Source organism: Bacillus sp. KNSH39 (genome assembly GCF_052656585.1).
The window spans coordinates 2,676,129-2,690,537 of sequence record NZ_JBQXYO010000001.1; the positions used below are offsets into that span (position 1 = coordinate 2,676,129).

Consider the following 14,409-nt stretch of genomic DNA (forward strand, 5'->3'; position numbering starts at 1 on the left):
GACTCCTTATTGTAAAAACGGATTATTTTCTTTTTCAAAGCCAATGCTTGTTTCTGGACCATGTCCACATAACACCGCTGTTTCATCTGGTAATACAAATAATTTCTCTTCAATACTTCCAATTAATTCAGCAAAACTTCCACCAGGCAAATCTGTTCTTCCAATGCTCATTTGGAACAATACATCTCCTGAGAATACAGCATTCGCTTCTTTACTATAATAAGAAATACTTCCTGGAGAATGTCCTGGTGTCTCAAAAACTTCAAAATTAAATGATCCAATTGTTAATGTACCTTCTGCATCAATAATATGATCCGCTGGTTTTGCTGTAATACTGCGGTTCATCATAAAAATTTGAGAGCCGTTTACAGTTGCATCTCCTAACCAATCTGCTTCTTCTTTATGTACGTACACAGGAATATAAAAAGCGTCTCTTACGGCATCAACAGCACCGATATGATCAAAGTGAGCATGTGTTAATAAAACAGCCAATGGTTTTAATTGTTCTTCTTGTAAATATGTAACGAGCTTTTCACCTTCATGACCAGGGTCAAAGATAATGCACTCTTTTTGATCGTTCATTAAAATATAAGCATTTGTTTGTAATGGGCCTAACGGCATTTGTATCCATTTCATATAAAAATCTCCTCCAGTTATTAAACTTACTTTTAATGATACAACATTTCTTTCTCTGAGGAAAAGAAAGGATGCTATCTCGACAATCATTTTTAAAACATGTACAATATAAAAGAGTAAATATTCCAAAAACTCATAATAAGAAATGGGTAGACAGAGGAGGATATTGTATGGGCCTTGTTATTATTTTTACACTTGTCACTCTGTTAGCTGTATTTGCTACGCTTAGAACACTTCGTGAAAAAAACTTTTTCGCGAGCGGCTTTGCAATTGCAACTGTACTCGTTTTCGGATGGTTTACGATCATGACTGTTCTATATAACGGGTATCCACCAGCAGCTTAATTCGTTTACACTTTATTCTTCATCGAGATTTTACACAAAAAGAGGAAGGGTTCCCCCTTCCTCTTTTCATATTTCACAACTTATATCATCTTCGCTTCGTATTTGTGCTTTTTTACAAGCCAAGCTCCTCCGATAACACCTGCATCATTACCAAGTGTTGCAATAGCTAACTTCGTGCTCTTTACAGCACGTGAGAAAGCGTATTGCTCGAAATAGCGTTGAATTGGTTCTAATAGCGCATCTCCAGCTTTAGACACGCCTCCACCAATAACAATTTTCTCTGGGTTCAATGTACTAGAAAGGTTCGCTACAGCTAATCCTAAATAAGAAGCTACTTTTTCTACTACTTCACCTGCTAATTCATCACCTTGTCCAAGTGCTTCAAAGACATCTTTTGATGTAATACGTCCTTCTTCAGCTAACATAGAACGCAACACGCTCTCTTTATTAGTCTCTTGTATTTTTTGCATAGCAACACGTACAATACCTGTCGCAGATGCTACTGTTTCTAAGCAACCAGACTTCCCGCAATTACATGGGAAAGCATTTTCTGTAACGACTGTAATATGTCCAATCTCACCAGCAGCACCACTCACGCCGTGTACAATCTCACCATTGGCGATTACACCACCACCAACGCCCGTACCAAGTGTCATACAGATTAAATCTTTTGCACCTTCACCAGCACCTTTCCACATTTCACCAAGCGCTGCTAAGTTTGCATCATTATCAATAACAACAGGTAATCCTGTTTCTACTTCTAATAAATCTTTTAACGGATAGTTTTTCCATCCTAAGTTAACCGCTTCATAAATCATTCCAGACGCCACATGTACAGGACCAGGAGCTCCCATACCAATACCAATTAACTTGCTCTTCAATTCGCCTAATTCTTCTAGCTTTTTATCAATTGCTTTCGCAACATCAAGTGTAATATGTTTTCCTTGCTCACCTGTATTCGTAGGGATTTCCCACTTATGTAAAATTTCACCGTACACATTAATAAATGCTAATTTAATCGTTGTACCACCAAGGTCAACACCAACTAACCATTTCTCTTCCATGTTGCTTACCTACCTTTATCTAATTCTTATTTAGCTCTTTTTGAATTTCTTGCTTCAATAAAAATAAAGCTGTTTGATAGTCTTGTGGATCGATTAGCTGTGATTGATTTAATTCACGCAATTCATCTTGCATTAATTGTAAATCTGCAATTCGATCTCCCGTATAAATAATCGTACCAAATTTCTTTAGCAATTGCTGAATATCATAAATAGATACCATTTCATCACCCTCTATGCTCACTTACTATAAAAAATTATAATAAGAAAACGTTCACATATTTTATTATAATCAAGAAGAAAAAGTCTCGTCAATTTTTATTTGTCTATACAAGCTTATTTATAAGCAGTGTTCCTTTTTCTGTAATAATTTTTTCTATGTTTTTATCAAATGGCTCTACTGGAATGTGTTTTACCATTTGAAAATCATACGCTAATGACAGCGTTTTCCCTTTATAATGCACGAGATAACGATCATAATAGCCACCGCCGTACCCAATTCGCTCTCCTCGTTCTGTATAAGCTACGCCTGGGACAATTTGAAGATCAATTTCATCCATATTCACTTCTTCCGTAAGCCCGGGAATCGGTTCACGTAAATTCATATACACCGTTTCTAATTGATCAAAATTATTAATTTGCCGGAAGGACATCGTTCTAGTTCCTTTATTACACTTAGGAACTACAACTTTCTTTCCTTCTTCCCAAGCTTTTTCGATAATAGGATATGTATTCACTTCATTTTCCATTGAAAGAGTAATTCCAATTGTTTTAGCTTCAACCCACTCTTTTTGCGCATACAACGAAAATGCAATCTGTTCTGATAAAGTTGTATACTGTTCTTCTGATAAAGAATTCATGTGTTCTATTATTTGTTTACGTAAACGTACTTTCTCTGCTTTCACACATTCTCCCCCTTACAGTGACACTTTACTCTATGCTGATAGTGTATCACTTTTAACATAGGAATCGAATAAAAAAAGAAACAGTAGGAAAATATTCCTACTGCTTACTTTGTTTCACGGTGTAACGTAGACTTCTTGTCACGCTTGCAATACTTTTTAAGCTCGATACGCTCAGCGTTGTTACGTTTATTTTTCTTTGAGATATAGTTACGATCTCCGCATTCTGTACATGCTAGAGTAATATTCACACGCATTCTTATTTCCCTCCAGTACTAATAACTTAAATCAGACTATACTATAATACCACTTTTAAAATAAAAATTCTACACCTTTTGATATTGTCTAATTTTTTCTATAAGATTTTTCATATTTTCCCTTGCTATTACTGGGTTTCTAGCATGTGAATACACCAAAAATTTTGGTTGTTTTGTGTCAGAAACGATATAAGACCACTCTTTTTCAGTATATTTGAACTGTACTCCTTCAAATATACCTTCTCCCTTCCTTTCTATATCATCCAATAATTTCCTCATAATTTCCCCTTTTTCATTCCATGAACATACCACTTCATCATAAAGTAAATAGAGCGGAGGTGATTGCTCTACTATGCTGAGAAACGTTTTTCCTTGCAATGCTATTAGCTCGAATAATTTTCCAATCCGATATAAAATATCTCGCTTCCACCTTACTTGAAACGACTTTCTTTCATCCTGCGTATAAAATAGAAGATAACATTCTCCTAACTTCAAAGACATTGGGTAAATATTTCCTGTCGATTCGAGTAAGAAATCTGGAATATCTACCTCTTCCAAATCTGTACCTTGGTAAATATTACTATGTTTATCGTATAACTCGAAATGATTTCCTTGCTCAGAAAACATAAGAGCCATATTCGCTTTACTTGATTTCATCAAAGCTTTCACATGATCTTTTTGTTCGCTTGCATAAATCCATGTAACTGTACAACCAAGTCTTTGCAGAAAGAGCATGAGTAAATGTTGCAACGTATCATTTCTCTTATTAATAAGAAGATGAAACTTCTGCATCTGTATTTTCTCGATATCAATATGCTCCAATATAACTTCTATATACTCATTCATAGAAACATGAACGAGCTTATTTCGCCCCATCTCTTTCTCATGCACGTAATAAAACAATTCGGACATATATACTTGTTCTATCTCTTTTTGCTGCTTATACGTTAACGGCATGCCAGCTTGACCATACAACTTTATAACAATCTCATTCTCATTCTCCACTTGAATGAAAACCCCACCTGCACATTGCAAATGATGAACACTATATTGAAAAAGTGACTCGTTCATTTCTTTACATTCCATCGTATGAATCCCTATACCATGAATAGCATGTAAAAATAAATTTTTATAAGAGGTTGTTTCTATATTTTCTTGACTTCCAATTAATATACTCTCTCCTTTTTTAAAAAGAGAACCATACGCCATCGCAATCTTCACGATAAACTGGGGAGTAATTTCAACATTCCCTCTTCCTACAATGCGGCTTTTTTGTAACCACCCTGCACTCATTTCACTCTCTTGAATACCAGCCGCTCCTACTATCGAATGACTATCAATCGCCTTATAAGGCCATAGTTTTCCTTTTTGCTTAATTACCGTACTTCTTCCGATGTGACAGTGATCCGCTACAACACTTTTTTGAAACAGTGTAACATCATCTTCAACTATTGTACGCTCTCCTATTGTCGTTTCTAATAGTTCACAATACTTCCCAATGTGGGTATTTGCAAAAACAATACTTTTTTGAAGATGAGAATAATTTGAAACGATACTATTTTTCCCAATAATAGAATATGGCTCAATTACAGCTCCTGTACCAATCTTTGCTCCTTCTCCAATAAAAGAGGGGCCATGAATTTTCGTCCCTTTACCAATCGTCACCCCTTCTCCCATCCATACCATCGGTAATACTTCTGTATAAGGAATAGGTACTTGTAACTTTTTCGTTAACAAATCAAATTGTGCTTGTCGATATTGATTAAATGTGCCGATATCTAACCAATAACCTTCTGACAAATATGCGAATAACACATTTTTGTTTGCCAATAACGGAAACACATCATGACTGAAATCAAAAAATTGCCTAGGTGGTATGTAAGAAAAGATTTCTGGCTCCATAATATATATGCCTGTATTCACAACATTAGATACTACCTCATTCCAGCCCGGCTTTTCTATATATCGTGTAACCTCCTGGTCTTTATTCATTACAACCAATCCAAATGAGAGTGGATTTTCTACTTCTTTCACAAACATTGTTACCATTCTTTTCTTTTGTTCATGAAACCTAATTCCTTCTGATAATTGAAAGTCAGTTAATGCATCCCCGCTTATCACAACAAATGTTTCATCTAAAAATTGTTCTGCTTGTTTAATACTCCCTGCTGTGCCAAGCGGAGGAGAGTCTTCAAAATAATACAAGTTAACTCCCCATTTACTACCGTCACCAAAATATTGCTTAATGGTCGTACTCATATATTGAACAGTAATTGCAATTTCACGAATACCATGCTGGCGTAATAACTCAATATTATATTCTAAAACTGGTTTTTCTAATAATGGTAACATCGGCTTTGGAGTATTACATGTTAATGGTCTAAGGCGCCTTCCTTTTCCTCCAGCTAAAATAACCCCCTTCATATACTTCAGCCTCCACTTATATAATGTTCAGTAACTCCATATACCATATGTATATTCCCTATCCCACATGAACTAGCAGCATAAACTTGATTAGTTAAACACATCCTCATTTAGAAGACTATATAATTAAATTTCTAACCTATAAAAACGTACATTTCAAACAACAAGAAAGCGCTTACTATAAATTGGTAAATAATACTTATTAACGACAAACATATATACTAATTTTTCCATTACATTATGATACATCTTATCATCATAAACTAAAGGAAACAACGAGCTTTTTTTGTCATGTTTTGACTAAAAAAAGCAGGTGATTTCTCATCACCTGCTTTTTTTCCTACTCATTCAATAAATAATGCTTTCCTTTTACTAAATAAAAGACATTTTCAGCAATATTTGTAATATGATCTGCTACACGCTCAATATATCTCGCGACAAATGATAATTGTGTAATTTGCGTAATTGCTTCTGGTTGTTCCGGAACTGAAGATATAAACTCACGAATTGCTTTTCCATATATTTCATCAACGGAATCATCCATTTCAGCAATTTGTTTCGCAAAAGTTAAATTTTCTTGTTCATATGCTTCTAACGCTAAATGCAACATCTCATTTGCAACCGCAAACATTTCATCTAGGTTGTGCAAACTAACAGCCACTTCTTTTTCCCCAAGACGAATTGTAGCCTTTGCAATATTAACAGCATGATCTGCAATGCGCTCTAAATCTGTCGCTGTTTTAATTGAAATAAAAATCCTTCTTAAGTCACTTGCTACAGGTTGCTGCTTCGTAATGAGCATAAGCGCAAGATCGTTTATTTCCTCTTCTAAATTATCCATGCGGTAATCACCATCAATGACCTCTAACGCTTTCTCTACATCCCTTGTATGCAGACCTTCCATAGCAATCAATAAAGCCGCATTTGCTAATTCTCCAAGCTCAATCACCTTTTGCTGTAACGCTTTTAAATCACCTTGAAACTGTTCTCTTACCATTTTTCTTCCCCCTCAATATTATGTGCCATTATATAAAAGTGAAACTTTAATCACCCCTCATCAATCGGGATTTGATAGGCAGCAAGATCCCCTCCCTAACTTCTTTGCTTTCGCTAAATTTTAAGGTGGGGGTCTTACTGCCCGCAAATAGCGGGGTAAATCTCCTACATAGCCGCTTACGCTTGTAATAAAACTTAAGATAAGGAGAAGTATTACTTCTTTATTAACAGTAAGATAAAATAAGAAATGCCCTCTGTTAAGAGGGCATTTGCTCTTAGCTTTGAAACGATATCAACCAAAGCGACCTGTAATATAATCTTCTGTACGCTTATCTGAAGGAGTCGTAAATAATTTGTTTGTATCTGTATACTCCACAACTTCCCCGCTTAAGAAGAAAGCTGTTTTGTCTGAAATACGCGCTGCTTGTTGCATATTATGCGTTACGATAACAATACTAAAATCTTTCTTTAGCTCTTGAATTAATTCTTCTACTTTTAATGTTGAAATTGGGTCTAATGCCGATGTTGGCTCATCCATTAAAATAACGTCTGGCTCAATAGCTAAGCAGCGTGCGATGCATAGACGCTGTTGCTGTCCACCAGATAAACCGTATGCATTATCGTGCAAACGATCTTTTAACTCATCCCAAATCGCTGCTCCACGTAAACTTTTTTCAACAATTTCATCTAATGTCTTTTTGTCACGAATACCATGGATTTTTGGACCGTATGTTACATTCTCATAAATAGATTTTGGAAATGGATTTGGCTTTTGGAACACCATTCCTACATGCGTTCTTAATTCTTCAACTGGATATGATTTATCAAATATATTGCGTTCTCTATACTCAATTACACCTGTAGTTCGAACGATCGGTACTAACTCTACCATGCGATTTAATGTTTTTAAGTACGTTGATTTACCACAGCCACTTGGACCGATAATGGCTGTAACTTCATTCTCATGAATACTTAAATTAATATCTTTTAAAGCATGGTCTTCCCCGTACCATAAATTTAAGTTTTTCGTATCAAATACTACCTTCTTTGGCGCAGTCTCGATTTTCTCTTCGTTTTTCACCTGTACATTTACTACTGTTGCTACCATTTGAATTCCCCTTTCATCCACTTCCAACTTATTTTCGATTTCGTAACCATAAAACAAATATATTGATAAATAGCAACAAACCTAACAAAACAATCATCCCAGCTGCTGCTACATACTGAAATTCTTCTTGTGGCCTACTCATCCAATTAAAAATTTGAATTGGTAGAACTGTAAATCTATCAAACATACTAAATGGAACATAATTTGCAAACGCAAGTGCCCCAATAACTAATAGTGGTGCAGCCTCTCCAATTGCTCTTGATATCGCTAACGTACAGCCCGTTATAATCCCTGGGAAAGCATATGGCAATACAATTTGATACATCGTTTGCCACTTCGTAGCACCTAATCCGTAAGAACCCTCTAATAAAACACTTGGTACTGATCGAATTGCTTCTTGACTCGCCACAACAACTGTTGGTAAAACGAGTAGACTCATCGTCAATGCTGCTGCAACTATACTCTCTCCTAAATGAAGAGCATATACAAAAATAGTTAAACCAAGCAATCCAAATACAACGGATGGTACTCCTGCTAACGTTTGATTATTAATCTCTATTATTTTTTTAAATATAGATTCCTTCGCATATTGCTCTAAATAAAGTGCTGTTCCAACTCCAAATATAAAAGAAACAGGTATAACAATACTCATAAATAATATTGTCCCTGACAAAGCTGCAGCAATACCAGCTTCTTTCGGATTACGTGAAGCGAAATTTGTAAAGAAATCTATTGAAAGATAACTTATACCTTTTTCAACAATTTGAAACAGTAACAAAAACAAAATTACGATTGAAAATAAAATTGCTATATAAAATAACAATTTGTAAATTCGATCTTTTAAAAAGCGTGATGCCATATTTTTTTGTATTTTTTTATGATTCAACATTCGCATATTATGTCATCCTCCTAAAATGGCGCATAATTGACTGCGAAATGATGTTCATAATAAAGGTAAACAAAAATAATGTTGCACCTACAGCATACATGCTGTAATACGTAATCGTTCCATGCGGAGCATCACCTAAACTTACTTGCACAATATAGGCTGTTAACGTTTGAATAGAATGTGTCGGATCAAGCGATACATTTGGTGTGGATCCTGCTGCAATTACAACGATCATCGTTTCACCAATCGCACGAGAAGCTGCTAATATAATTGCTGCCATAATCCCTGTAAAAGCGGACGGAAACACCACTTGTTTTACCATTTCAAACCGCGTCGCTCCGAGTGCTAATGAAGCTTCTTTCGTCCCTTTCGCCACAGCTCTCATCGCATCTTCAGATAGAGATGCAATTGTAGGCATCATCATAAATCCGATAACGATTCCTGGACTAATCGCATTAAAAAACTGTAAATCTGGTATAATCCTTTGTAAAAGCGGTGTAACAACTGTTAATGCAAAAAAACCATATACAATTGTTGGGATACCTGCTAATAGCTCTAACATCGGCTTTAATATTTTCCGTGCACTATTTGAAGCATATTCGCTTAAAAATACGGCACACGCTAAACCGATAGGAATTGCTACAAACATAGCAATTGCTGTTACAAGGAACGTTCCACATATAAGTGGTAATATACCGAATTTAGGGTCTTCAAAAAATGGTAACCATTCTTTCTCCGTCAAAAAGGAGTATAATGATATTTTTTGAAAAAACATGATTGTTTCATTAGAGAGCGTAAAAACAATGCCGAGTGTCGTCACAATAGAAACACTAGCAATTATTTTTAGTAATAAAGGTACTATTCGATTGATTCGCTGCGTTTTTTTTCTTTGTTTTGTATTTCTTTCAATCAAATGTTGTACAGAAAATGTAATTTGACTTTTGTCATTATGAGCCAAAGATGAAAACCCCTTTCCACCCTGACATTACCTTTTTATTTCTGTTAACATACGCAGCTGTTCATTGTATTTTTCTTTTCTTAATTTTACATATCCGACCTCTTCAGCGAGGTTACCGACATGCTGAATCATAAACTCAACATAGTTTGCTACATTCATTTTATTTCGGATAGATGCATTATTCACATAAGTAAGTAGCGGCCTAGATAACGGCTCATACTTACCTGATTGAATGGTCTCTTTCGTCGGAAATACACCATTTACTTTTATTGCTTTCACCTTATCTCGATTAGCCATATAATAAGCATATCCTACAAAAGCAATGGCATGTTTATCATTCATTACCCCTTGCATAATAACTTGATCATCTTCAGACAAAGAGACTTTTTTTACAATGCGATGATTTTGTAAGATGACATTTTGAAAATAATCATACGTACCAGAGTCTACGCCTGGTGCATAAAACTTCACTTGTTCACGTGGCCATGTTGAATGAATTTGTGACCATCGCTTCTCTCTTCCATCTTCACTCCAAAGTAGCCGTAACTCGTCTACTGACATATCGTCTACCCATGTATTATGGCGATTCACAACAATCGTAAGACCGTCGTTAGCAACCTCAAAAGGTGTGAACTGAATAGAGTTTTTCTTCATTTCATTTTTCTCGACTTGTTTCATTACTCTCGAAGCATTATTTATATCTACTTCTCCTTTACTGAAACGATTAAATCCTCCCCCAGTTCCAGAAATACTGATGGAAATTTTCACGTCTGGATGCACCTTTGTATATTCCTCCGCTACTGCTTCTATAATAGGAAAAACCGTTGAGGATCCATCAACTCTCACTTCTCCCGTATCATTTAAAGCAAATGCAGTAGACATTTCAAAACAGAGGAACCATATTGATAATACGAAAACTTTAATCGGTGTACGCATCCATTTCACGTGTTCTTCCTCCTAGAAGTAACCGAAAATAACAGGATTACAGATATAAGAATACTGCTAAACTATTAATTCGGTTTTAATTGTTTGTAAAAGTTTTGTAAAGTTCCACATAAATCAACATACGGTACAATTTCAATTCAGTAGTAGCTATTCATTTCCTCTGATGATTTCCCTATAAAATATTTATCCCCTATCCCACCATATACAAGTATCATTTATACGGCCGCGTTTTTTTCAATGTTGTATACTTGTCCACATTTATTACACGATATGCATAAACCATAAAAAAAAGCACACTATCTTTTCAGATAGTGTGCTTTTTTACAACTTTTTTATTCATCATCTTGCTCTTTATTTTTATTGTCTTTATCATCTTTTGGAGCTTCACCATTTACTTCTTTGTTTTTTAAATCAAAGTAAGCGTCCATAATTTCACGACCAATATATCCATTAATACCAGTCTTATCATCATGTACCCACGGAACGACAACAGAGAATGCTACTTCTGGATCTTCAAGTGGCGCATAACCTACTAATGTTAAGTTATATGTTTCCACACGTTCACCGTTTGCCTTTCTACCAATCTCTTTATCTCCGCCATACACAGTTTGCGCGGTACCTGTCTTCCCTGCCGCTTTATATTTTGCACCTGTAAAGTATTTTGTAGCTGTACCACCTGAATCATTATAAACTTGTCTAAATCCTTCTTGAACACGTTTAATTTGCGATTCTGGCATATCAACACGATTTAATACTTTCGGTTCCATAGATTGAACAACTTTCCCAACTTCATCCGGTTTCACTGCCGGTTGACGAATTTCTTTTACAACTTGTGGTTGCATACGATATCCGCCATTGGCAATCGTCGAAATATATTGCGCTAATTGAAGCGGTGTATACGTATCATACTGTCCAATTGATAAATCTAGTAAGAAACCTGGTTGACTACTTCTACCCATCTGACCAGCAGATTCATTCGGTAAATCAATTCCTGTTTTTACACCAAGTCCAAACTGTCCGAAATAATAACGCATCGTATCAAATGCTTTTTGAGGTATATCTAACGTACCACCTCTCACATATGGAACACCGGCGATATTCATCGCTGTTTTAAACATATAAACGTTAGAAGACATTTTTAAAGCTGTAAGATCATTAATGTATCCCATCGTTTTCCAAGACGACTTCGTAGGTGTACCTTTTAATTTAATTGGTTCATCCAATTGCACCGATCCTGGTTGAATCGCACCAGTTTGATATCCAGTAAGTACTGTTGCACCTTTTACAGTTGATCCCATCGGATAAGAACTTGTCATGGTACCTAATGCAAAGTCATTTACTTTCGTTTGACCATCTTCGTTAACTAATTGTTTCCCCGCCATAGATAAAACTTCGCCATTTTTTGGGTTCATCATTACAACGAATGCGCGATCTAAAAGAGGTTCGCTTCCTTTAAACCTCATTAAATTCTTCGCAAGAATATCTTCCACGCGCTTTTGTAATTCCATATCAATTGTTAAGTTCAGGTCATTACCACTTTGTCCTTTTGATACATTAATCGTTTCTAAAATATTACCGTTTTTATCTGTAACATTTCTAACTTCTGCTTTCGTACCGTGTAGGCTATCTTCATACTGTTGCTCAAGATAACTTTTTCCTACTCGGTCATTTCGATTATAATCACGAACAAGATAGTAATCTAGTCTTTCTCTAGGTAAGCCTTCATCAGATGTCGACACCCCACCAAGTACACTTCGGAATAAATCATCGTACGTATATTTTCGATCCCAATCAACATTCGTATCTACACCTGGTAATGCTGCTAGGTTTTCACTAATAATCGAATATTCCTTTTCTGTAGCATCCTTTTTAATAACTTGAGGTGTCATTGCATATCCGCCGTCCATCTTACTTTTAATCGCTAGTATTTCTAGATCTTTTGCGGATAATTGATTAATCTCTTCTTCTGTTACACGACTTCGCTGACGCTCGTCTAATTCTTTATCATCAATTTTTTTATCTTTAAACTCTTGACGATCTTTATTCGTAATTTTTTCTTTAGCTTCCTCTTTATGCATAGCAAGCCAATAATCCTTTTTATCGCGATCCGTTAATTTATCTGTCGGTACTTCAATCAAATCTGCTAGCTTTTTCGCTGTTTCTAAGCGATCTTCTGCAGTTGATCCTTTCATTTTTGTAAATGTAATAGTACGAATGGCTACATTATCTACTACAGCTCGCCCATAACGGTCAAATATTTTCCCACGCGGTACAGGATTACTTATCGTTGAGTTTTCTTTCTTCTCCACTTCATTCTTATATTCTTCACCACGAACAATTTGTACATATCCGAGCCTTACAATAACCGCGGAGAACATTAAAAACACGCAGAAAAACAGCACGTTTAACCGAAAAGGAACGTGGGTCTTTTTCTTATTTTGCTTCTGTTTCTTGCTCATACAAACCCCCTCTACCAACAGCTATGTAATGTGAAAGGGACACCTTCATACAGGTGTCCTCACTGCTGTCTTACATCTTTTTCTATTCTAGCATAAAACAAACGAGAAGTTAACCTTCTGGTTCAGTTTGGTTTTGCGCGTTCCCTTGCGTTACAACACTTGCTTTACTCGCATTTCCCTCATCATATTTGACATTTTTAACTGCAAAATAAATAAGAAAATGTCCAGCACCTAAAATACATAATAAGTAAGGTAAACTTTTTTCAGGTGGAAAGAATAGTACAGCACATAAAAAACTTAAAATGGAACAGATTCTTCCGGCGTTTAACCATAGCTCCCGAACAACGACATATTCCACACGCCATTCTCTCGCATTTTTCGCTCTACCAATTACGTCATATGTCATTGATCCGTACGGAACAAGTAATATAGGATATGCAATTGCAATACATGCCGCATAAATAAGTAATTTCGTGTATGTAACATTGAAAATAACTAAAAAGACGACAGCATATAAAATAATGCCTCCAAGTAAAATTGCTTTTTTTCGCCACTCCTTCTTTAACATACGAGCAACTAAGTAGTAACATACAAAGGATACAGCAGAGTTCACTAAACTGTATTTCCCTAATGCAAACTCACTATTAGTTGCTAAATAAACATATACTGAAATGACAAAAATAAACGTTCCTTCTCTCAATCCTTGGAAAAAATGAGCTCGTGTAATCTTTCCCCAATTTTTATCAATCCGTCGTTCTTTCAATACTTGCACGATTTCATAACGCCCTTCACATTCTCTTTTAGATAAAAAGAAGCTTAAGACGACAGCAATTGCAAATAGAACTAATGAAAGAAAGAATATAACAGTATAGCCACTCCATTTCTCCATACGTGAAATTGTGTATCCTGCTGCTATTGGTCCAATCATTCCAGAGAAGGATGTAAGAAGTCCAAGAAACCCATTAAAGAAATCTCTTGTTTCTGGTTCTGTAATTTCAAATGTCAATAAGTTAAAAGCCAACCAGTAAAAACCGTATCCTACTCCTAAAAGAGCCCCCATTAATAAAATATACTGAGAAGCACTTTTCCCTGCTATTAAGACAACAATAAAAAAAATTGCGAGCGTCCCTACTCCTATTCGTAATAAAATCGAGCGATCGATACGTTTCGCTAATTTTCCCCCTACAAGAAATGTGAGAGGCTGTAATACCACGCTGGCTAAATTATACAAGCCAAGATTCACATAATTTTGTGTTTGTTTCCATAAATAAATATTTACAAACGTATTCGATAAAGAAATTGCGAGCGTGTATAAACCTCCTATAAGGAGCAATAACACTAAATCCCGATTCACTTCAACGTCACCAATTATATGTTTCCATTTCATACACAACTCTCCTTTACTTCATGTTCTAGTCTTCCAAAGACAA

At 35.7% G+C, this 14,409-nt stretch carries 14 protein-coding genes; 1 reads left to right on the top strand and 13 read right to left on the bottom strand.

Annotated elements, in window-relative coordinates:
• Positions 1 to 6: 6 nt before the first annotated feature.
• Positions 7 to 636 carry an MBL fold metallo-hydrolase gene (locus ACUL40_RS13645; protein ID WP_000871231.1) on the bottom strand — a complete coding sequence of 210 codons (630 nt, stop codon included), beginning with the start codon at positions 634 to 636 and terminating at the stop codon, positions 7 to 9.
• Between the two features lie 170 nt (positions 637 to 806).
• Between ACUL40_RS13645 and ACUL40_RS13650 the strand changes: the two genes are divergently transcribed.
• Positions 807 to 980, top strand: coding sequence for a DUF2759 domain-containing protein (locus ACUL40_RS13650; RefSeq protein WP_000524852.1), 174 nt, complete (start codon positions 807 to 809; stop codon positions 978 to 980).
• A gap of 80 nt (positions 981 to 1,060) precedes the next feature.
• On the opposite strand, the gene glcK is transcribed toward ACUL40_RS13650, so the two are convergent.
• The 12 genes from glcK to ACUL40_RS13710 all read right to left on the bottom strand — a co-directional run bounded on the left by glcK (position 1,061) and on the right by ACUL40_RS13710 (position 14,366).
• Positions 1,061 to 2,044, bottom strand: a complete 984-nt coding sequence (glcK, locus tag ACUL40_RS13655; RefSeq protein ID WP_000391704.1) for a glucokinase — start codon at positions 2,042 to 2,044, stop codon at positions 1,061 to 1,063.
• Positions 2,045 to 2,063: 19 nt separating this feature from the next.
• Entirely contained in the window at positions 2,064 to 2,264 is a 201-nt protein-coding gene (locus tag ACUL40_RS13660; RefSeq protein WP_000253699.1) for a YqgQ family protein, read from the bottom strand.
• A 103-nt stretch (positions 2,265 to 2,367) separates the two neighbouring features.
• A complete protein-coding gene (locus tag ACUL40_RS13665; RefSeq protein WP_000642750.1) occupies positions 2,368 to 2,946 on the bottom strand; it encodes a 5-formyltetrahydrofolate cyclo-ligase in 579 nt (192 codons plus the stop codon).
• A 104-nt stretch (positions 2,947 to 3,050) separates the two neighbouring features.
• Positions 3,051 to 3,200 (bottom strand): 50S ribosomal protein L33, encoded by a 150-nt coding sequence (gene rpmG / locus ACUL40_RS13670; RefSeq protein ID WP_001265616.1) that lies wholly within the window; start codon positions 3,198 to 3,200, stop codon positions 3,051 to 3,053.
• Positions 3,201 to 3,269: 69 nt separating this feature from the next.
• Complete coding sequence (locus tag ACUL40_RS13675) at positions 3,270 to 5,624, bottom strand: sugar phosphate nucleotidyltransferase (protein ID WP_000679337.1); 2,355 nt, start codon at positions 5,622 to 5,624, stop codon at positions 3,270 to 3,272.
• A gap of 340 nt (positions 5,625 to 5,964) precedes the next feature.
• Positions 5,965 to 6,621: a phosphate signaling complex protein PhoU gene (gene phoU, locus ACUL40_RS13680; RefSeq protein WP_000251240.1), complete on the bottom strand. Its 657-nt coding sequence runs from the start codon at positions 6,619 to 6,621 to the stop codon at positions 5,965 to 5,967.
• Positions 6,622 to 6,912: 291 nt separating this feature from the next.
• Positions 6,913 to 7,728, bottom strand: coding sequence for a phosphate ABC transporter ATP-binding protein (gene pstB, locus ACUL40_RS13685; protein WP_000226686.1), 816 nt, complete (start codon positions 7,726 to 7,728; stop codon positions 6,913 to 6,915).
• A 28-nt stretch (positions 7,729 to 7,756) separates the two neighbouring features.
• Positions 7,757 to 8,623 (bottom strand): phosphate ABC transporter permease PstA, encoded by an 867-nt coding sequence (gene pstA, locus ACUL40_RS13690; RefSeq protein ID WP_001242555.1) that lies wholly within the window; start codon positions 8,621 to 8,623, stop codon positions 7,757 to 7,759.
• 1 nt (position 8,624) lies between these two features.
• Positions 8,625 to 9,575: a phosphate ABC transporter permease subunit PstC gene (gene pstC / locus ACUL40_RS13695; protein ID WP_063220091.1), complete on the bottom strand. Its 951-nt coding sequence runs from the start codon at positions 9,573 to 9,575 to the stop codon at positions 8,625 to 8,627.
• A gap of 27 nt (positions 9,576 to 9,602) precedes the next feature.
• Positions 9,603 to 10,520 carry a PstS family phosphate ABC transporter substrate-binding protein gene (locus tag ACUL40_RS13700; RefSeq protein ID WP_000871827.1) on the bottom strand — a complete coding sequence of 306 codons (918 nt, stop codon included), beginning with the start codon at positions 10,518 to 10,520 and terminating at the stop codon, positions 9,603 to 9,605.
• Positions 10,521 to 10,852: 332 nt separating this feature from the next.
• Positions 10,853 to 12,979 (bottom strand): peptidoglycan D,D-transpeptidase FtsI family protein, encoded by a 2,127-nt coding sequence (locus ACUL40_RS13705; RefSeq protein ID WP_000038975.1) that lies wholly within the window; start codon positions 12,977 to 12,979, stop codon positions 10,853 to 10,855.
• A gap of 109 nt (positions 12,980 to 13,088) precedes the next feature.
• On the bottom strand, positions 13,089 to 14,366 hold the full coding sequence (locus tag ACUL40_RS13710; protein ID WP_000871380.1) for an MFS transporter: 1,278 nt from the start codon (positions 14,364 to 14,366) through the stop codon (positions 13,089 to 13,091).
• Positions 14,367 to 14,409: the final 43 nt, after the last annotated feature.

What these genes read in the sequence shown, in the direction of transcription:
- ACUL40_RS13710 (WP_000871380.1), bottom strand. Translation starts at nt 14,366, where the DNA reads ATGAAATGGAAACATATAATTGGTGACGTTGAAGTGAATCGGGATTTA.
- ACUL40_RS13660 (WP_000253699.1), bottom strand. Translation starts at nt 2,264, where the DNA reads ATGGTATCTATTTATGATATTCAGCAATTGCTAAAGAAATTTGGTACG.
- ACUL40_RS13650 (WP_000524852.1), top strand. Translation starts at nt 807, where the DNA reads ATGGGCCTTGTTATTATTTTTACACTTGTCACTCTGTTAGCTGTATTT.
- ACUL40_RS13645 (WP_000871231.1), bottom strand. Translation starts at nt 636, where the DNA reads ATGAAATGGATACAAATGCCGTTAGGCCCATTACAAACAAATGCTTAT.
- ACUL40_RS13675 (WP_000679337.1), bottom strand. Translation starts at nt 5,624, where the DNA reads ATGAAGGGGGTTATTTTAGCTGGAGGAAAAGGAAGGCGCCTTAGACCA.
- rpmG (WP_001265616.1), bottom strand. Translation starts at nt 3,200, where the DNA reads ATGCGTGTGAATATTACTCTAGCATGTACAGAATGCGGAGATCGTAAC.
- glcK (WP_000391704.1), bottom strand. Translation starts at nt 2,044, where the DNA reads ATGGAAGAGAAATGGTTAGTTGGTGTTGACCTTGGTGGTACAACGATT.
- ACUL40_RS13705 (WP_000038975.1), bottom strand. Translation starts at nt 12,979, where the DNA reads ATGAGCAAGAAACAGAAGCAAAATAAGAAAAAGACCCACGTTCCTTTT.
- pstB (WP_000226686.1), bottom strand. Translation starts at nt 7,728, where the DNA reads ATGGTAGCAACAGTAGTAAATGTACAGGTGAAAAACGAAGAGAAAATC.
- pstA (WP_001242555.1), bottom strand. Translation starts at nt 8,623, where the DNA reads ATGCGAATGTTGAATCATAAAAAAATACAAAAAAATATGGCATCACGC.
- phoU (WP_000251240.1), bottom strand. Translation starts at nt 6,621, where the DNA reads ATGGTAAGAGAACAGTTTCAAGGTGATTTAAAAGCGTTACAGCAAAAG.